The organism is Streptococcus sp. 68, from assembly GCF_013277415.1.
In the GTDB taxonomy this organism is placed as follows: Bacteria; Bacillota; Bacilli; order Lactobacillales; family Streptococcaceae; genus Streptococcus.
On sequence record NZ_VMMX01000007.1, the window covers coordinates 1 to 18,622 of the forward strand.

Sequence of the window (18,622 nt, forward strand, 5' to 3'; positions counted from 1 at the left end):
TATACTCTTCGAAAATCTCTTCAAACCACGTCAACGTCGCCTTGCCGTAGGTATGGTTACTGACTTCGTCAGTTCTATCCACAACCTCAAAACAGTGTTTTGAGCTGACTTCGTCAGTTCTATCTGCAACCTCAAAACAGTGTTTTGAGCTGACTTCGTCAGTTCTATCTACAACCTCAAAGCAGTGCTTTGAGCAACCTGCGGCTAGTTTCCTAGTTTGCTCTTTGATTTTCATTGAGTATTATTTTACCACATTTCATGGAAAAATGGAGAAAGTTTTCAGAAAAGAGAAAGAGAACCCGAAGGCTCTCTCATTCTCTTTTATTCTACTGTTTCTTCCACAGTTTCAACGGCAGTATCCACAACTACTTCTGTTGTTTCTTCATTTCCTTCTTCCTCTACTGGAGGATTAAGGTATTCTTCTTCGTTGATAGCATGTGGTTCAAGGTTACGGTAGCGAGCCATACCAGTACCTGCTGGGATGATCTTACCGATGATAACATTTTCTTTAAGTCCAAGGAGATGGTCTTTCTTACCACGGATAGCCGCATCCGTAAGGACACGAGTTGTTTCCTGGAAGGAAGCCGCTGACAAGAAACTGTTGGTTTCAAGTGAGGCTTTGGTAATTCCCATAAGGACTGGGCGACCTGTCGCTGGAACGCCACCTGCGATAAGGACATCTTTGTTAGCATCTGTAAAGTCATTGATATCCATGAGGGTACCCATGAGGAGATCTGTGTCACCTGGATCCATGACACGTACTTTACGGATCATTTGACGAACCATTACCTCGATGTGTTTGTCACCGATTTCCACCCCTTGGCTACGGTAAACTTTTTGTACTTCACCAAGAAGGTAAGTTTCAACTGACAAGACATCGCGAACTGCAAGGAGACGTTTGGGTTGGATAGAACCTTCTGTAAGAGCAGCACCACGCGCTACTTGGTCTCCAACTTCAACACGCATACGAGCGGTAAATGGAACGACATATTCCCCTTCGCCAGTTTCACCCTTAACAAAGACTTTCTTGGTACGAGTTGATGCATCTTCTTCGATAGCGGTAACTTGTCCCTTGACCTCTGTGATAACCGCTTCCCCTTTAGGATTGCGGGCTTCAAAGATTTCTTGGACACGAGGAAGACCCTGAGTGATATCGGTATTTGAGGCAACCCCACCCGTGTGGAAGGTACGCATTGTAAGCTGTGTACCAGGTTCCCCGATAGATTGGGCAGCGATTGTACCAACTGCTTCACCAACTTCAACCGCATCACCAGTAGCCAAGTTGATACCGTAACAGTGACGGCAGACACCATGACGAGTGTTACATGTAAATACAGAGCGGATAGTCACTTCTTCCACACCAGCATTGACAATTTCACGCGCTTTGTCTTCTGTAATCAACTCATTTGGACCGATAATAACTGCACCAGTTTCTGGATGTTTAACAGTTTTCTTAGTGTAACGACCGTTGAGACGCTCTTCGAGTGACTCGATCATCTCTTTTCCTTCTGCGATAGAGCGGATCAAGAGGCCACGGTCAGTTCCACAGTCGTCCTCACGGATGATAACGTCTTGGGCAACGTCAACCAAACGACGAGTCAAGTAACCTGAGTCGGCTGTCTTAAGGGCCGTATCGGTCATACCTTTACGGGCACCGTGAGTTGAGAAGAACATTTCGAGTACTGACAAACCTTCGCGGAAGTTTGAAAGGATTGGCAATTCCATGATACGTCCGTTCGGAGCAGCCATCAGACCACGCATACCGGCAAGCTGTGAGAAGTTTGAGATGTTACCACGGGCTCCTGAATCCATCATCATAACGATTGGGTTCTTAGGATCTTGGTTGGCAATCAAGCGTTTCTCAAGTTTTTCACGAGCAGCACGCCATTCCGCTGTAACGGCATTGTAACGCTCGTCGTCTGTGATCATACCACGACGGAATTGTTTGGTGATTTGTTCTACACGTTTGTGTGATTCTTCAATGATTTCAGCCTTGTCATCAACGACTGGGATATCGGCAATACCCACTGTCAATCCTGCAAGAGTCGAGTGGTGGTAACCGAGGTTCTTCATACGGTCAAGTAGGGCAGAAGTTTCTGTCGTACGGAAACGTTTGAAGATTTCAGCGATGATATTTCCAAGGTTTTTCTTTTTGAATGGAGGGTTAAGTTCAAGATTGCTGATAGCTTCCTTGATATCTCCACCAAGTGGCAAGAAGTATTTAGCTGGAACGCCTTCTGTTAAGTTGGCATTGTTTGGTTCTTGCAAATATGGTAGACCCTCTGGCATGATGTCGTTGAAGAGGATTTTACCAACTGTGGTAAGCAAGACCTTGTGTCTTTGCTCTTCTGTCCATGGTTTGTTGAGGCTGTCTGTTGCGATACCAACACGTGAGTGGAGGTGAACATAACCATTACGGTAAGCCATAACCGCTTCGTCACGATCTTTGAAGACCATTCCTTCACCTTCACGACCAGCTTCTTCCATGGTCAAGTAGTAGTTACCCAAAACCATGTCCTGAGATGGAGTAACAACTGGTTTACCATCTTTGGGGTTCAAGATGTGCTCAGCAGCGAGCATGAGGATACGAGCTTCTGCTTGGGCTTCTTCTGAAAGCGGTACGTGGATGGCCATTTGGTCCCCGTCAAAGTCGGCATTGTAGGCTTCACAGACAAGCGGATGCAAGCGAAGGGCCTTACCATCAATCAAGACTGGCTCGAAGGCTTGGATACCCAAACGGTGAAGGGTCGGTGCGCGGTTCAAAAGCACTGGGTGTTCTTTGATCACTTCTTCAAGGATATCCCAGATACGCTCATCTCCGCGTTCCACCAAGCGTTTAGCTGCTTTGACGTTTTGCACGATATCACGGGCAACGATTTCACGCATAACGAATGGTTTAAAGAGCTCTATCGCCATTTCACGTGGCACACCACATTGGTACATCTTAAGAGTTGGACCAACAGCGATAACGGAACGTCCTGAGAAGTCAACACGTTTACCGAGCAAGTTTTGACGGAAGCGTCCTTGTTTACCTTTAAGCATGTGGCTCAATGATTTCAGTGGACGGCTACCTGGTCCTGTGATTGGACGACCACGACGACCATTGTCAATCAAAGCGTCAACCGCTTCTTGAAGCATACGCTTCTCATTTTGAACGATGATGCCAGGTGCATTCAACTCAAGCAAACGAGCCAAACGGTTGTTACGGTTGATAACACGGCGGTAAAGGTCGTTCAAGTCAGATGAGGCAAAACGGCCACCATCCAACTGCAACATTGGACGAAGATCTGGTGGAATAACCGGAAGGATGTTGAGAATCATCCATTCAGGTTTGTTTCCAGACTTGTAAAAGGCATCCAAAACATCCAAACGACGGATGGCTTTGACACGTTTTTGTCCAGTAGCTGTTTTCAACTCTTCTTTGAGTTCAGCAATTTCTTTTTCAAGATCTACTTGTTTTAAAAGGTCTTGGATAGCTTCGGCACCCATCTTGGCAACGAACGATCCATAACCATACTCACGCAAGCGCTCACGGTATTCGCGCTCTGTCATGATAGACTTGTGCTCAAGTGGTGTATCCTTAGGATCAATCACCACATAAGCCGCAAAGTAGATAACTTCCTCGAGGGCACGGGGACTCATATCAAGGGTCAAGCCCATACGGCTTGGAATTCCCTTGAAGTACCAGATGTGAGATACAGGAGCTTTCAATTCGATGTGCCCCATACGCTCACGACGAACTTTTGTACGCGTTACTTCAACCCCACAACGGTCACAAACAATCCCTCTGTAACGAATGCGTTTATACTTACCACAAGCACATTCCCAGTCTTTTGTAGGACCAAAGATCACTTCATCAAAGAGTCCTTCACGTTCTGGTTTCAAGGTACGGTAATTGATTGTTTCAGGTTTTTTGACTTCTCCATAAGACCATGAACGGACTTTGCTTGGAGAAGCTAGGGTGATTTGCATACTTTTAAAACGATTTACATCAACCACTATTTCTTCCCTTTCTATTCTAAGTGAACTGCTTATTCTTATTCAGCAGCTTCTTCTGTTGCTTCCGCTTTTGTTGCTTTCTCAGCTTCTTCAGCTTCAAAGGCTGCTTTAGCCTCTTGGGCTGCTTTTTCGCGGGCTTTTTCAAGGTCATCTACGTGGATGACATCTTCGTCCATTCCTTCATCCAAGTCGCGAAGTTCCACTTCTTGGTCATCTTCGTCTAGGACACGCATGTCAAGACCAAGAGATTGCAATTCTTTGACAAGAACTCGGAAGGATTCTGGAACACCTGGTTTTGGAATTGGTTTTCCTTTTGTAATAGCTTCATAAGCTTTCAAACGTCCGTTGATATCGTCAGACTTGTAAGTCAAGATTTCTTGAAGGACATTTGATGCACCGTAGGCTTCAAGAGCCCAAACCTCCATCTCACCGAAACGTTGTCCACCAAACTGAGCTTTACCACCAAGTGGCTGTTGAGTAACGGTTGAGTATGGTCCGACTGAACGCGCGTGCAATTTATCGTCAACCATGTGGTGGAGTTTAATCATATACATGACTCCGACAGAAACACGGTTATCAAACGGTTCCCCAGTACGTCCATCGTAAAGGATCGTTTTGGCATCGCTATCCATACCAGCTTCTTTAACAGTTGACCAAAGGTCTTCAGAACTTGCTCCGTCAAAGACTGGTGTTGCGATGTGAATACCAAGGGTACGGGCTGCCATACCAAGGTGGAGCTCCATAACCTGACCGATATTCATACGTGATGGCACCCCAAGTGGGTTCAACATGATGTCGACTGGAGTTCCGTCTGGAAGGTAAGGCATGTCTTCTACAGGAACGATACGAGAGACAACCCCTTTATTTCCGTGACGTCCGGCCATCTTATCTCCGACCTTGATCTTACGTTTTTGAGCGATGTAGACGCGAACCAGCATGTTGACACCTGATTGCAACTCATCTCCATTTGCACGTGTAAAGATCTTAACATCACGAACGACACCATCGGCACCGTGTGGTACACGAAGAGAAGTATCACGCACTTCACGAGATTTATCTCCGAAGATAGCGTGCAAGAGACGTTCTTCAGCTGAAAGGTCTTTCTCACCCTTAGGTGTTACTTTACCTACAAGGATATCGCCTTCTTTAACCTCAGCACCGATACGGATAATCCCCATTTCGTCAAGGTCTTTAAGAGCGTCTTCCCCAACATTTGGAATTTCACGAGTAATTTCTTCAGGTCCAAGCTTTGTATCGCGTGTTTCTGATTCGTATTCTTCAAGGTGGACAGATGTGTAGACATCGTCTTTCACCAAGCGTTCGCTCATGATAACAGCATCCTCGAAGTTGTAACCTTCCCAAGTCATGTAGGCAACGATTGGGTTTTGTCCAAGCGCCATTTCTCCATTTTCCATAGAAGGTCCGTCAGCAATGAAATCGCCTTTTTCAACGACATCGCCAACTTTTACAAGAGTACGTTGGTTGTAGGCAGTACCTGAGTTTGAACGACGGAATTTTTGGATGTGGTAAACGTCCAATGAACCATCTTCACGACGAACTTCTACCTTGTCAGCATCTGCGTAAGTAACTTTACCATCATACTGAGCAATCACAGCCGCTCCAGAGTCGTGGGCTGCTTGGTATTCCATACCAGTACCAACGTAAGGTGCTTGAGGATTGATCAATGGCACAGCCTGACGTTGCATGTTGGCTCCCATGAGGGCACGGTTGGAGTCATCGTTTTCCAAGAAAGGAATACATGCCGTCGCAACGGCAACTACCTGTTTTGGTGATACGTCCATATAGTCAACAACATTAGCTGGATACTCTTGGTTGACCCCTTGGTGACGTCCCATGACAACTTTCTCAGCGAAGGTTCCATCTTCATTCAGACGAGAATTAGCCTGAGCCACAGTATATTCATCTTCTTCATCGGCTGTCAACCAAACGATTTCGTTCGTAACAACGCCTGTTTCACGGTCAACCTTACGGTATGGTGTTTGAACAAAACCATACTTGTTCAAATGTCCGTAAGATGACAAGTTGTTAATCAAACCGATGTTAGGTCCTTCAGGTGTCTCGATTGGACACATACGGCCGTAGTGAGTGTAGTGCACGTCACGTACTTCATATCCAGCACGGTCACGTGTCAAACCACCAGGTCCTAAGGCTGACAAACGGCGTTTGTGAGACAACTCAGAAAGTGGGTTGTGTTGGTCCATGAACTGTGACAACTGTGATGAACCAAAGAATTCTTTAACCGCAGCTGTTACAGGACGGATATTGATAATTTGTTGTGGTGTCAAGACTTCATTATCCTGAACAGACATACGTTCACGGACATTACGTTCCATACGAGAAAGTCCAAGGCGTACTTGGTTGGCAAGCAATTCCCCAACCGCACGAATACGACGGTTTCCAAGGTGGTCGATATCATCTACACGGCCAAGTCCTTCAGCCAAGTTGAGGAAGTAGCTCATCTCAGCAAGGATATCTGCAGGAGTCACCGTACGAACCTTGTCATCTGGATTGGCATTACCGATGATTGTTACGACACGGTCTGGATCCGTTGGTGCAACAACCTTGAACTTTTGAAGAACAACTGGCTCAGTCACAACCGCTGCATCATTTGGAATGTAGACAATCTTGTTCAAGTCGCCATCCAAATGGCTTTCAATGCTTTCAATCACACTACGAGTCATGATTGTACCAGCTTCTACCAAGATTTCTCCAGTTTCAGGGTCTACCAATGGCTCTGCAATGGTTTGATTAAGCAAACGTGTTTTAACATTGAGTTTTTTATTGATCTTGTAACGACCAACTGCTGCTAAGTCATAGCGACGTGGGTCAAAGAAACGAGCTACAAGTAAGCTACGTGAGCTTTCAGCAGTCTTAGGCTCACCTGGACGAAGGCGTTCGTAAATTTCTTTCAAGGCTTCGTCGGTACGAGAGTCCATTGGGTTCTTGTGGATATCTTTTTCAACAGTGTTGCGAACCAATTCGCTGTCACCAAAGATATCAAAGATTTCATCATCACCTGAGAAACCAAGGGCACGAACCAAGGTTGTAAATGGAATCTTACGAGTACGGTCGATACGAGTGTAGGCGATGTCTTTAGAGTCGCTTTCAAGTTCCAACCAAGCTCCACGGTTAGGGATAACAGTTGAACCGTAGCCCACTTTACCATTTTTATCAACTTTATCGTTAAAGTAAACACCTGGTGAGCGGACCAACTGAGATACGATGATACGTTCACCACCATTGATGATGAAGGTACCCATTTCAGTCATGATTGGGAAATCACCAAAGAAAACTTCTTGGGTTTTGATTTCGCCTGTTTCTTTATTGATCAAGCGGAAGGTTACAAAAATTGGTGCTGAGTAGCTAGCATCGTGGATACGAGCTTCTTCTAGCGTGTATTTTGGTTCCTTGATTTCATATCCAACAAATTCCAACTCCATTGTGTCTGTGAAGTTTGAAATTGGCAATACATCTTCAAACACTTCCTTAAGACCGTGGTCTAGGAAATCTTTGAATGAGTCAGTTTGAATTTCAATCAAATTTGGTAAGTCAAGAACTTCTTTGATTCTTGAAAAACTACGACGGGTACGATGTTTCCCGTATTGAACGTCATGTCCTGCCAAGATGATTCTCCTTTGTAAATAAGTTCCAAGCCTTGTCAATCAGGCTTTCTAATCGTCATATGGTTGTAAAACCCCTATCACCGTGTCCCTTTGATGAATTTTCAGAATCTTTAAGTCTTTGTTACAAGTATTCGAAATCCTGAAAAAAAGCACAAAAAGAGCAGCTAAATCTGACTTTTTCAGAAGATTTAACTGCTGTGAGCCTTGTCTGGACAATATTTCAGACAAAACCTACGACAAATGATTACTCATATTATACCCTATTTAGCTAGATTTTTCAAGGGGATTTAGTAGGTTTTTGGTGATTTTTTTCCATAGAAAACTTGGCATCACATTCGAATCACACTATGGTACAAAAAACTGAAAAAACTATTGACTGAGAATGATTTTCAAGGTATAATAATAAACGTTAAGGCGGTATAGCCAAGTGGTAAGGCACGGCTCTGCAAAAGCTTGATCGTCGGTTCAAATCCGTCTACCGCCTTCTATAACTTGATTTATCAGGTTTCAAATGAACAGAAAGCCCAATTTGAAGGGCTTTTTTATTTTTCTTCTGATAAATACGGATAATTTTGAAAAACTTTTGGGGCAAAGTTCTTTCCATGACATAATTCCCTCATGAAATCAACTGAAAAAAGCTTCGTCACGCCTGGTGACAAAAGCCTCTAGTTTACTCTGTTTCTTCTTCTATTTCAACTTCGGTAATTTGGACTTTTACCTTGGTAACACGTCCATTTTTCACTTTATCATTGGTTAAGATAAGTTGTTTATTTTGGCTGACCAATTCATAGCTGAGTTTCTCAGTCGTTGGAATGGTTCCAATTCCTGTCAAATAATAACCAGCGATGGTATCAACGTCATCACTTTCCAGTTCAACATCAAAGTAATTATTGAAATCATTGAGGGTCATCGTTCCTTGAACAATGTAGGTATCCTCGCCAATCTGATGAACATCTATTGCTGCTTTGTCCGTTTCATCATCAATTTCACCAACAATTTCCTCTAAAAGGTCTTCCAAGGTCACCAAACCAGCCATCCCACCGTATTCATCCAGCAAGATTGCCATTTGTCTTTGGGTGTTTCGCAATTCTTTTAGCAAATCATCCACAAAAATCGTTTCAGGTACAAAAAGTGGATCTTGTAAGATTTTCTTCCATACAATGTTATCAAAACCGTCCACAAAACCAGCCTTAAGGAGACTCTTAGTGTGAATGATTCCAATCACATTGTCCTTATCCCCATCATAAACCGGGATACGAGAATAATTTTGTTTTAAAATACTTTGGATAATGGCTTGACTATCATCCTGAATATCCACCATAAAGGCATCCGTTCGAGGAACCATAACCTCTCGTGCCATCAGTTCATCGAGCGAAAAGACACCTTGTAGCATCTCAATCTCATCAGCATCCAATGTTTCTTCACTATTTGTCAGCATATAGGCAATTTCATCACGGGTCATCTTTTCATCCGCATCATCGAATGACATAGGAGTCAAATGGCTCAAGAAATTGGTCGAAGCAGCTAAAAGCCAAACAAAAGGACTGACTAGTTTTCCGATCCCAATGATAACCGGCGCTGTACGAATGGCCAAGGCATCCTTTAGATTAAGAGCGATTCTCTTAGGATATAATTCCCCAAAAACGATGGAAATATAGGTCAAAAATGCCAAGGATAGAAAAGTTGCCACGGCTTGTGCTGTTTCGCCATTCCCAAGCCAAGAGGCAATCACACGTCCTAGAGTATCAGCTAAACTCGCCCCTGATAAGATTGTAATCAGGGTGATTCCTACCTGAATGGTTGATAAAAAGTGGTTAGGATTTTCTAGTACCTTCAGCAGGCGGATGTAGCGTCTGTCTCCTTCTTCCGCCTTTTGTTCAACTCGGGCACGATTAAGAGAAACCATGGCCATTTCTGTGGCTGAGAAAAAGGCATTTAATATCGTCAAGATAAACAATAAAACAAATTGTAGCAACAAATTCTGACTACTTGGGTCTTCCATAGTTCTTCTCCTAAAATAGTATCTTATCCTTTATTATATCACAAAATCTAGTCCAGTACATATTATTTTTTATCAGTGTCTATTCTAGTTCTACTTAAATTGTCCAGAAAAGAACTCCTATATCCACAAGTGACATAGGAGTTTATTTCATATTTTACTGAGTTACAGTTACTTCTCCAGTTCGGTAATCCAGTTGAAGTCCCTTTTGAACATTGGGAACTAGAACATTGAATTCCAATTCTCCATCCGAAGACTTGGCTTCAATCTGTGAAGCTGAAGGAACTAAATCCTCGTTTGAAGCGTAGTAAAGGGTTACACGGTAACGGACACGCTTGTTTTTATCCAAGGCTTTACGCACCTTACTTTCATAGTAGTTTTGACCAGTCGAATCCTCGGCCTGCGCCTGATTTGCCCAGGCTGTCTGAACAGCAATGTTTTTAGGATTGCTTGTCGAGGCATCAAAACCATCCAAACCACCGATTAAGGCATAGCCTAACAAGTGACCTCTATCGACTGCATGGGTATAAGAGCCCTTTAGATTCTTGACCTGATGCCAACCTGGTGGAGTCCAAGAAGTCGAACCATTCCCGGTTTTTTCACGATTCTTGTACTGGCGAGTAGCCTTAGACAAGAGGGCATTAGCTACGGTTGGCACTGTTTCCTTGCCCACTGTCTTTGTCTTATTATCAGCGTAGGGCTTACTTGAAACCTTGGCATTTAGGTTTGTTTTATTACCATTGACGATAAAAGCACCAGCCCCGTTCCACTCCAGACTCCCTTTTATTTGGCTTTTGACTGCGTCTGTTAAGACACTTTCCGCCAATTCTTGACCAGGCGCGTCTGGTGATTGACTTTTCTGACTCATTTTTGTCTTAGCAGCCTGATTTCCTAGTTCAGTCTGCTTAATATAGTAGCTCCCCGCAGATAAGAGCAATAACACTAGCAAACCAATCAGTGTCTGTCTTGTTTTTTTGTTCATATTTCTCCTTATCTTTAGAAAAAGACTGGTCTCCCAGCCTAATTTCCTGTAAATTTATGAATCAATTCCTGCCATTTTGCTGGAGACAGGATAGCCCACGGATCTTGACCCTTGCCCAAGATTCCATAACCGACCATTAAACCGATTCCTAGGGCTAGAACGCCTAAAATCAGTACTATGATGACTAAAAGTAAACGCTTGACTACGTAGCTTGATTTCTTATTCATCTTCATCACTTGCCTCAATCCGCTGAATCTTAGCACCTAACTGCGCCAATTTCTCATGGAAACGGTAGTAGCCTCTATCCAAGTGAACCAATTTACCAACTACAGTTTCTCCCTGTGCTACCAAACCTGTCAAAATCAAGGCTGCACTGGCACGAAGGTCAGTAGAAAGAACTTCCGCTCCCTGCAAAGGTTGCCCACCAACAATACGAGCTGTATCACGGATAATCTCCGAGTGTAAGCCCATACGACGCATTTCTTCTAGGTGTTGGAAACGATTTTCGAAAACTGTCTCCACCATGGTTGATTCCCCTTTTGCAACTGTCATCAAGGCTGTAAATTGAGCCTGCATATCTGTTGGAAATCCTGGGTGGGGCAAGGTTTTCACATGGACAGCTTTTAGATTTTCTAGTTGAGAGCGAACGCGAATTCCTTCCGTCTCCTCCGTCACTTCCACTCCCATTTCAAGCAATTTGGCAATCAAGGGACGGTTGTGCTCCCAAACAGCGTCTTTAATCAAGACATCACCACCAGTCATGGCAGCAGCTACCATAAAGGTTCCTGCTTCGATACGGTCTTGGACTACATTGTGAGTCGTACCATGAAGTTTCTCAACACCAGTAATGGTAATGGTCTCTGTACCAGCACCCTTAACCTTGGCTCCCATTTCATTGAGGAGAATGGCTAGGTCCACAATCTCAGGCTCACGCGCAGCATTTTCAATCACTGTCACCCCATCAGCTAGAGTTGCAGCCATCATCAAGTTCTGCGTAGCACCAACACTTGGAAAGTCCATATAGATATGGGCACCGTGTAAGCGATCAGCCTTGGCTTCGATGTAACCAGCTGTCTGGCTAATCTTAGCCCCCATAGCTTCCAGACCTTTCAAATGAAGATCAATAGGACGGCTACCAATCGTACAACCACCTGGCATGGATACCTTAGCATGACCTACACGGGCAAGAATTGGTCCCAAGACAACGATGGAGGCGCGCATCTTGCTGACATACTTATAAGGGGCTTCCTCAGTGATGTCGCCAGTAGCATCCACCTCGACAAGATGAGCCTCCTCATCAAAGTCAACCTTGGCATTCAAACCACCAACCACCTGATTCATAATAAAGACATCCGACAAGATCGGTACATTCTGTAAGACTGTCTTTCCTTCACTTGCTAGAATAGTCGCTGCCAACAAGGGCAAGACTGCATTCTTTGCTCCGTCGATAGTAACACTTCCTACCAGACGATTATCGCCACCTTGAACCACAATTTTGTCCATACTCGTTTCCTTTACTCTTGATTTTATAATAATCCTCTAAGCGCTTCTTGCCACAACTGATACAGGCTGATAAAGAAAGAACTCAGGATGTAGCCCATGACAATGCTAAAAAAGGCTACTAATAAACGAACTTTTCCTGTATTCTCAGCTGTCACTTTTAAAACCTTTTCCCATCTAACAAGATTCTTTAAAAGGTAAAAACTCACATAAATAAAGAGCATGTGACTGCTTAGAGTGAATAATAATTGAACCATTTGACTATTATACCATCTTCTCTGTTTGTGCGCTAGTTTGGAAACTTAACTTAAAACTAGGGGTTGTTTTTCAAGTAATCAATTGCATCTTGTAAGGTTTTAACTGGCACGATTTTCATATCTGTCTTGATTGTTTTAGCTGCTTCTAGGGCTGTTTGGTAGTTGTTTTTCGCATTCGGATGCGCTTTTTGTTCTTCTTCGCTAACAGGGTTATCAGGGGCAAAGAAAATAGCAGCACCTGCCCTAGCCGAAGCTACAACCTTTTTATCAATACCTCCAATGTCCCCCACATTCCCATCACGGTCAATGGTTCCTGTACCGGCAACAATACGACCATTACGAAGACCTGGGTGAGCTATTTGAGTATAGATAGCTAGACTAAACATGAGACCAGCACTTGGGCCGCCAATACCAGCTGTTGAAAAGCTAATTGGGATATTGCTGATTACCTCTGTACGATCAATCAAGCCGATTCCAATCCCATTTTTTCCATTTTCCAAGCTGATAATCTTTCCTTCTGCAGACTTGGTTTGCCCATCCTCTTCATAGGTGACCTTGACGGAGTCCCCTAATTTTTGAGAACTGACGTAATCAATCAAGTCTTTGGAACTATCAAAGGTCTGATCATTGACTGCTGTGACCGTATCAGAGATATTGAGAATCCCTTTAAAGGTTGAATTATCCGTCACATTCAAGACATAAACCCCAAAGTACTTGAGTTCGATATCCTTACCAGCTGTTTTTAGACCTTGATACTTGGCCATATTTTGTGATGTTTGCATGTAGAATTGATTGATTCGCATAAATTCTACATCTGAAGAACCACCTGTAGTCTCCTGAGCACTACGAATATCTGTAAAAGGCGTCAACCAAGCATAAACCATATGGGCTAAAGTGGCATGCTGGACACCAACCGTAACGAAGTGATAGGCCCCAGCCGCCTGATCTTCTGTGTCATTTACTTTAAGGACTTGGCGAATATCTTCCGAACCACCTGGAACCTCTATATAGTAGGGCAAGGGCACCACAAATGCCAAGAAAGTCGCTATCAAGGCCGCAATGACATATAAGGGCCATCTAATCTTTTTTTTCATTTCTTATTTCCTCCAAAATACTCTCAGGAACATAGCAGGCAATATCCTGACCAAACTTCAATAGTTCTCGAACACCGGATGAACTGATATAGAGATGTTCAGGTCGGCTATGTAAATAAATAGTCTCTATATCAGGAGACAGCTGATGGTTGTAGTAATCAAAACTGGCTTCATATTGCAAATCCGCCGCATTCCTCAAGCCCCGCACCAGGCAAGTAGCTCCCAGTCTTTTTGCGACATCAACCACCAATTCATCATGAGAAGACACGACTGCAACATTTTCCAAATGTCCCACAGCCTTTTCTAACCCCCGTTTACGATTTTCGATAGAAAGAAATCCTTGTTTGTGGGGATTAAAAAAAATACCAACATAGAGCTTATCAAAAAGTCTGCTCGCCCGTTCAATCATATCCAGATGCCCATTTGTCATCGGATCAAATGAACCTGTGAATAAGCCAATCTTATCTGACATAGACTGTCACCTTACTAATTCCATAAATCTTTTCCTTCCAGATACCCAGGCAGGCAATTTCTTCTGGAAGTTCCACGGCTTTATCCGTCTCACACACGACCATGACATCTTCAGAAAAAAGCTCCCTCTCAGCCATTTTTTCAATATCTGCTACAATTTGTTCCTTGGCATAAGGAGGGTCTAAGAAAATGAGGTCGAATTCCCCAGATACCTGTTCCAATGCCCTTTCTGCATCCATCTTAAGGAGTTGAAATTTTCCAACTTCCTTGGTCATCTGAATATTTTCAGCCACGATAGCCTGAGCCTTACGGTCTCGTTCCACCAAAACAGCGCTAGACATGCCACGCGATACTGCTTCGATAGATAAACCACCACTACCTGCATACAGGTCCAAGACCCGTCCACCTTCAAAATAGGGACCAATCATGTTAAAAATGGCTCCCCTAACCTTATCCGAAGTAGGTCTTGTCGTCTTGCCTTCTAGTGTCTTGAGGGGACGTCCCCCATAGATTCCTGATACGATTTTCATACCGTTTATTATACCAAATTATGGGCGAAAAGAGAAAGAAAACCGAACCTTGCGGTTCGATTCTCTACAAAATATTTTCGTAAGTATCGCGGACTTCTTGAGGCCAAACACTTGTTTGCACTTCTCCGATGTGTTTCTTGCGAAGTAGGAACATGGCCATCCGAGATTGTCCAATTCCCCCACCGATTGTCAATGGGAATAGGCCGTTCAACAAAGCCTTGTGCCATTCCAATTCTAAACGGTCTTCATCACCTGTGATGGCAACCTGACGGCGAAGCGTTTCTTCGTCTACACGGATTCCCATAGAAGACAACTCAAAGGCTCCACCCAGAGACTCATTCCAGACAAGAATATCACCATTTAGACCCTTGTAGCCATTTTCAGACTCACTTGTCCAGTCATCGTAGTCTGGTGCACGTCCATCATGCGGTTTACCGTCTGGTAATTCACCACCGATACCGATCAAGAAGACTGCTCCAAATTCTTTACAAATAGCATTTTCACGCTCTTTTGGTGTCAAGTCTGGGTAGCGTTCTACCAACTCTTCTGTGTGGATAAAAGTGATTTGTTTTGGCAAGATTGATTCGATGTCATAGCGGGCTTCAACAGCTAGCTCAGTAAGACGAATAGCCTTGTAAATCTTCTCAACTGTTTCTTTTAGATAAGCGATATTACGTTTACCATTTGGGATAACTTTCTCCCAGTCCCACTGGTCAACATAAACAGAGTGGGTCGCATCCAGCGAATCTTCGTCTGGACGAAGGGCCTTCATGTGGACAAAAAGGCCTTCTCCCTCACCGAAACCAAAACGGGCCAAAGTATGGCGTTTCCATTTGGCAAGTGAGTGCACCACTTCATAAGTAGCATCAGGGATTTGGAGAACCTTGACCGATACGGCATTCTCCACACCTGATAAATTGTCCTGCATCCCGTCGCCGACCCTGCTCAAGATAGGACCTTGAACTTCGATAACTTCTAACTTATCTTTCAAATACTGGGTAAAAGTGTTTTTGACAAAGGAAATTTCTTCTTGTTGGTGGATAAAACTTTTCTTCATAGGCTACTCCTCAAAAATTAGTTAAAAGCATTATACACCTATTTCCAAGAAAATGAAAGAGAAAATATAAAAAATCAGTGCTCCTTGGAACACTGATGTCATGGACCTTCTAGTCATTGCGACCGAAGATACGTAGAATACTTAGGAAAAGATTGATAAAATCAAGATAGATGCTGAGAGCCATTGACACAACCCAGCCTGTCGCTACACGACCTTGTGATTGTTCATAGGCAAGGCGAATTTTTTGGTTATCCCAAGCAATCAACCCTGAGAAAACCAAAACCATGGCCACGCTAATCATATAATCAAAGAAACCGCTAGCCAAGAAAATATTGACCACCATAGCAATCAGTAAACCAATGAGAGCTGCCATCATTGCTCGACCAATCCCACTCAAGTCTTTCTTGGTAAAGATACCAACTGCCGCCATGACAAAGAAGAGAAGGGCGCTCGATACAAAGGCAGATAAAACTGTACCCGGAGTATAGAAAGCCACCACAAAACTAAGGGTAAAGCCGTTTAAAACGGAGTAAAGTAAAAATACTGGAAGAGCCGCTGGACTATTTCTTGAAGCCATGCTACTGGCAACGAAAACCAAGGCCAACTCCGCAAAAGTAGCAATGGTCAACCAGAGACGCCCCTGCATCAAAAAGTAAACTAACTGAGACTGAAAGACCGTCAACATAAGGCCCGATACCAAAGCAGATAGTCCGATTCCCAGACCAACAAAGGCATAAACCTTAGCGTAAAATTGATTGAGACCTGCACGGTCATGTATAATAGTGTGATTCATCCTTTTCTCCTTTTCTATGAACATCTTTCCTTGATTATAGCAAAAAAAGTTAAAATTAGCTTAAATGGAAGATTAAAATACCGGCTGCAACGGCAACATTCAAACTCTCTGCCTGCCCCTTCATACTAATGTGGACCAACTGGTCTGCACTTTCAGCCATGAGGGGACTAATTCCTTGACCCTCATTCCCCATGACTAGTACAAAATTTTCTATAGAAGGCAGTTCTCTGTAATCAACAGAATCTTTAGATAGAGTTGTTGCCAGCACCGGGATACCTGCCTCTTTGGTTTCCTTAAGAAGCGCTTGACTAGACATCCGGTAAATAGGCAGATGAAAATGACTGCCTTGCATGGAACGTAAGGTCTTGAGACTGTAGATATCTGCCGACTTATCTGAAACAATCACTCCAGTAAAACCTGCTGCATCCGCAGTCCGAATGATAGTTCCCACATTACCAGGATCTTGCACATCTTCCAAAAACAAGAACTTGCCCTGACTCAAATCAGCTTGCCCTACTTCTTCTTTTTGAACCACCGCAACAATTCCCTGTGGAGTCTGAGAATCCGCCAAATCTAGCAAAATATCCTCTGACACCCAGACAGTTTGCGGAAACGAGGCTAACTGATCTCGATAACTTTCTAGGGCAAAGATTTTTTCAATCGTCACTCCAGCTTGAACAGCTTCTTCAAACAAGTGCCAGCCTTCAATCAAATAGGCAGACTTGCGGTATTTTTTTTGATGTAATTTTTTGGCATTTTTTACCACAGAATTGGCTTTTGAGGTTATAATAGTCATAGAAATATTATAACACAATCAAAGGGGTTTGGTATGCAAAAGATTAGAATGATTGCCCAAGGCAGGGTGCAGGGAGTCGGCTTTCGTTGGGGTGTTTACAGCTTGGCACTTGAAATTGGTGGCATCACAGGTCGGGTATGGAATAACGACGATGGCACAGTGGAAATCTTAGCCCAAGCAAACTCATCTGCTATCATGGCAAAATTTATCCAAGAAATCCGCAAAGGACCCACACCTTTTTCAAAAGTCAGCTACTTAGATGTCAAACTGAGCAACTTTCCTCCTTACCCTGACTTTAAAATCGCAAATTAGGTCTCTAGAACTATTGTATATTTTGTAAAAAAACAGTAGAATAGAAAGGTATAATTTTTTAAGAAGGAATAAAAACAGTGAAATCTATTAAACGTTTTGCACTCTCGGCTATGGGAGTGGCTATGTTGCTTGTCTTGACTGGCTGTGTCAATGTCGATAAAACTACAGGTCAGCCAACAGGATTTATTTGGAATACGATCGGAGCGCCTATGGCTGAAGCCATCAAGTACTTCGCTACTGATAAAGGTCTAGGCTTTGGTGTCGCTATCATTATCGTAACCATTATCGTTCGCTTGATTATCTTGCCACTTGGTATCTACCAATCATGGAAGGCAACGCTTCACTCTGAAAAGATGAACGCCCTCAAGCACGTCCTTGAGCCACACCAAACGCGTCTCAAAGAAGCAACTACTCAAGAAGAAAAACTCGAAGCCCAACAAGCTCTCTTTGTTGCTCAAAAAGAGCACGGCATCAGCATGTTTGGTGGTGTAGGATGTTTCCCTATCCTCCTTCAAATGCCTTTCTTCTCGGCTATCTACTTTGCTGCCCAACATACTGAAGGGGTTGCTCAAGCAAGCTACCTAGGAATTCCTCTAGGTTCTCCAAGTATGATTTTGGTTGCCTGTGCTGGTGTCCTTTACTATCTTCAATCACTCCTTTCACTTCACGGAGTAGAAGATGAAATGCAAAGAGAACAAATCAAGAAAATGATTTACATGAGCCCACTCATGATTGTCGTCTTCTCCCTCTTCTCACCAGCTAGTGTCACACTTTACTGGGTTGTCGGTGGTTTCATGATGATTCTCCAACAGTTTATCGTCAACTATATCGTTCGTCCAAAACTTCGCAAAAAAGTCCGTGAAGAACTAGCCAAGAACCCACCAAAAGCAAGTTCTTTCTCTACACCAAGTGGACGAAAAGACGTTACCCCTGAACAACCAACTGCTATCACAAGCAAGAAAAAACACAAAAATCGCAACGCTGGAAAACAACGTTCGAGATAAGAAGAAAAAGGCTTAGCTAGTTTGCTAAGTCTCTTTTTGCTAGTCATACTTTTTGCAAGTCATACTCAATGAAAATCTCTTCAAACCACGTCAGCTTCGCCTTGCCGTACGTATGGTTACTGACTTCGTCAGTTCTATTCACAACCTCAAAACAGTGTTTTGAGCTAACTTCGTCAGTTCTATC

Annotated in this window: 15 protein-coding genes, 1 tRNA gene and 1 pseudogene; 3 read left to right on the forward strand and 14 right to left on the reverse strand. The window is 43.5% G+C overall.

The features are described from left to right. The 3 genes and pseudogenes from HT720_RS10195 to rpoB form a co-directional block, all read right to left on the reverse strand. A pseudogene (locus tag HT720_RS10195) lies at positions 1-235 on the reverse strand (hypothetical protein); the annotation flags it as partial. Positions 236-321: 86 nt separating this feature from the next. Continuing rightward, on the reverse strand, positions 322-3,999 hold the full coding sequence (rpoC, locus tag HT720_RS04330) for a DNA-directed RNA polymerase subunit beta' (RefSeq protein ID WP_050110603.1): 3,678 nt from the start codon (positions 3,997-3,999) through the stop codon (positions 322-324). A gap of 38 nt (positions 4,000-4,037) precedes the next feature. Then, a complete protein-coding gene (gene rpoB / locus HT720_RS04335; RefSeq protein ID WP_173274822.1) occupies positions 4,038-7,643 on the reverse strand; it encodes a DNA-directed RNA polymerase subunit beta in 3,606 nt (1,201 codons plus the stop codon). A 413-nt stretch (positions 7,644-8,056) separates the two neighbouring features. Here rpoB and HT720_RS04340 point away from each other — a divergent pair. Then, positions 8,057-8,127 (forward strand) — tRNA-Cys (locus tag HT720_RS04340). 186 nt (positions 8,128-8,313) lie between these two features. Here HT720_RS04340 and HT720_RS04345 read toward each other — a convergent pair. From HT720_RS04345 to HT720_RS04395, 11 genes are all read right to left on the reverse strand, one after another. Continuing rightward, the gene (locus HT720_RS04345) at positions 8,314-9,645 is read right to left on the reverse strand and encodes a hemolysin family protein (protein ID WP_173274823.1); all 1,332 of its coding nucleotides are present in this window, start codon (positions 9,643-9,645) and stop codon (positions 8,314-8,316) included. 154 nt (positions 9,646-9,799) lie between these two features. Beyond that, positions 9,800-10,624: a DNA/RNA non-specific endonuclease gene (locus tag HT720_RS04350; protein WP_173274824.1), complete on the reverse strand. Its 825-nt coding sequence runs from the start codon at positions 10,622-10,624 to the stop codon at positions 9,800-9,802. Positions 10,625-10,662: 38 nt separating this feature from the next. Beyond that, positions 10,663-10,851: a DNA-directed RNA polymerase subunit beta gene (locus HT720_RS04355; RefSeq protein WP_025169706.1), complete on the reverse strand. Its 189-nt coding sequence runs from the start codon at positions 10,849-10,851 to the stop codon at positions 10,663-10,665. Continuing rightward, positions 10,844-12,127 (reverse strand): UDP-N-acetylglucosamine 1-carboxyvinyltransferase, encoded by a 1,284-nt coding sequence (murA, locus tag HT720_RS04360; RefSeq protein ID WP_112445124.1) that lies wholly within the window; start codon positions 12,125-12,127, stop codon positions 10,844-10,846. Before murA ends, HT720_RS04355 begins: the two co-directional genes overlap by 8 nt. 23 nt (positions 12,128-12,150) lie before the next feature. Further along, positions 12,151-12,381, reverse strand: a complete 231-nt coding sequence (locus tag HT720_RS04365; protein WP_138706243.1) for a DUF1146 family protein — start codon at positions 12,379-12,381, stop codon at positions 12,151-12,153. Positions 12,382-12,437: 56 nt separating this feature from the next. Continuing rightward, entirely contained in the window at positions 12,438-13,475 is a 1,038-nt protein-coding gene (locus tag HT720_RS04370; protein WP_173274825.1) for a SepM family pheromone-processing serine protease, read from the reverse strand. Further along, entirely contained in the window at positions 13,459-13,947 is a 489-nt protein-coding gene (coaD, locus tag HT720_RS04375) for a pantetheine-phosphate adenylyltransferase (RefSeq protein WP_173274826.1), read from the reverse strand. Before coaD ends, HT720_RS04370 begins: the two co-directional genes overlap by 17 nt. Beyond that, positions 13,937-14,476, reverse strand: coding sequence for a 16S rRNA (guanine(966)-N(2))-methyltransferase RsmD (gene rsmD / locus HT720_RS04380; RefSeq protein ID WP_000706954.1), 540 nt, complete (start codon positions 14,474-14,476; stop codon positions 13,937-13,939). Before rsmD ends, coaD begins: the two co-directional genes overlap by 11 nt. Before the next feature lie 64 nt (positions 14,477-14,540). After that, positions 14,541-15,533 carry an aspartate--ammonia ligase gene (gene asnA / locus HT720_RS04385; RefSeq protein ID WP_173274827.1) on the reverse strand — a complete coding sequence of 331 codons (993 nt, stop codon included), beginning with the start codon at positions 15,531-15,533 and terminating at the stop codon, positions 14,541-14,543. Between the two features lie 109 nt (positions 15,534-15,642). Further along, complete coding sequence (locus HT720_RS04390; RefSeq protein WP_001016913.1) at positions 15,643-16,326, reverse strand: Bax inhibitor-1/YccA family protein; 684 nt, start codon at positions 16,324-16,326, stop codon at positions 15,643-15,645. A 55-nt stretch (positions 16,327-16,381) separates the two neighbouring features. Then, entirely contained in the window at positions 16,382-17,122 is a 741-nt protein-coding gene (locus HT720_RS04395) for an RNA methyltransferase (RefSeq protein ID WP_173253223.1), read from the reverse strand. A gap of 33 nt (positions 17,123-17,155) precedes the next feature. Between HT720_RS04395 and HT720_RS04400 the strand changes: the two genes are divergently transcribed. Both HT720_RS04400 and yidC read left to right on the forward strand, forming a co-directional pair. After that, positions 17,156-17,434, forward strand: a complete 279-nt coding sequence (locus HT720_RS04400) for an acylphosphatase (protein ID WP_173253224.1) — start codon at positions 17,156-17,158, stop codon at positions 17,432-17,434. Positions 17,435-17,511: 77 nt separating this feature from the next. Continuing rightward, positions 17,512-18,438 carry a membrane protein insertase YidC gene (gene yidC / locus HT720_RS04405; RefSeq protein WP_173274828.1) on the forward strand — a complete coding sequence of 309 codons (927 nt, stop codon included), beginning with the start codon at positions 17,512-17,514 and terminating at the stop codon, positions 18,436-18,438. The last annotated feature ends 184 nt before the right edge of the window (positions 18,439-18,622 follow it).

Coding starts and splice junctions, on each gene's coding strand:
- asnA (WP_173274827.1), bottom strand. CDS start 15,533: ATGAAGAAAAGTTTTATCCACCAACAAGAAGAAATTTCCTTTGTCAAA.
- HT720_RS04345 (WP_173274823.1), bottom strand. CDS start 9,645: ATGGAAGACCCAAGTAGTCAGAATTTGTTGCTACAATTTGTTTTATTG.
- coaD (WP_173274826.1), bottom strand. CDS start 13,947: ATGTCAGATAAGATTGGCTTATTCACAGGTTCATTTGATCCGATGACA.
- HT720_RS04390 (WP_001016913.1), bottom strand. CDS start 16,326: ATGAATCACACTATTATACATGACCGTGCAGGTCTCAATCAATTTTAC.
- HT720_RS04350 (WP_173274824.1), bottom strand. CDS start 10,624: ATGAACAAAAAAACAAGACAGACACTGATTGGTTTGCTAGTGTTATTG.
- HT720_RS04370 (WP_173274825.1), bottom strand. CDS start 13,475: ATGAAAAAAAAGATTAGATGGCCCTTATATGTCATTGCGGCCTTGATA.
- HT720_RS04365 (WP_138706243.1), bottom strand. CDS start 12,381: ATGGTTCAATTATTATTCACTCTAAGCAGTCACATGCTCTTTATTTAT.
- HT720_RS04400 (WP_173253224.1), top strand. CDS start 17,156: ATGCAAAAGATTAGAATGATTGCCCAAGGCAGGGTGCAGGGAGTCGGC.
- rsmD (WP_000706954.1), bottom strand. CDS start 14,476: ATGAAAATCGTATCAGGAATCTATGGGGGACGTCCCCTCAAGACACTA.
- HT720_RS04395 (WP_173253223.1), bottom strand. CDS start 17,122: ATGACTATTATAACCTCAAAAGCCAATTCTGTGGTAAAAAATGCCAAA.
- HT720_RS04355 (WP_025169706.1), bottom strand. CDS start 10,851: ATGAATAAGAAATCAAGCTACGTAGTCAAGCGTTTACTTTTAGTCATC.
- murA (WP_112445124.1), bottom strand. CDS start 12,127: ATGGACAAAATTGTGGTTCAAGGTGGCGATAATCGTCTGGTAGGAAGT.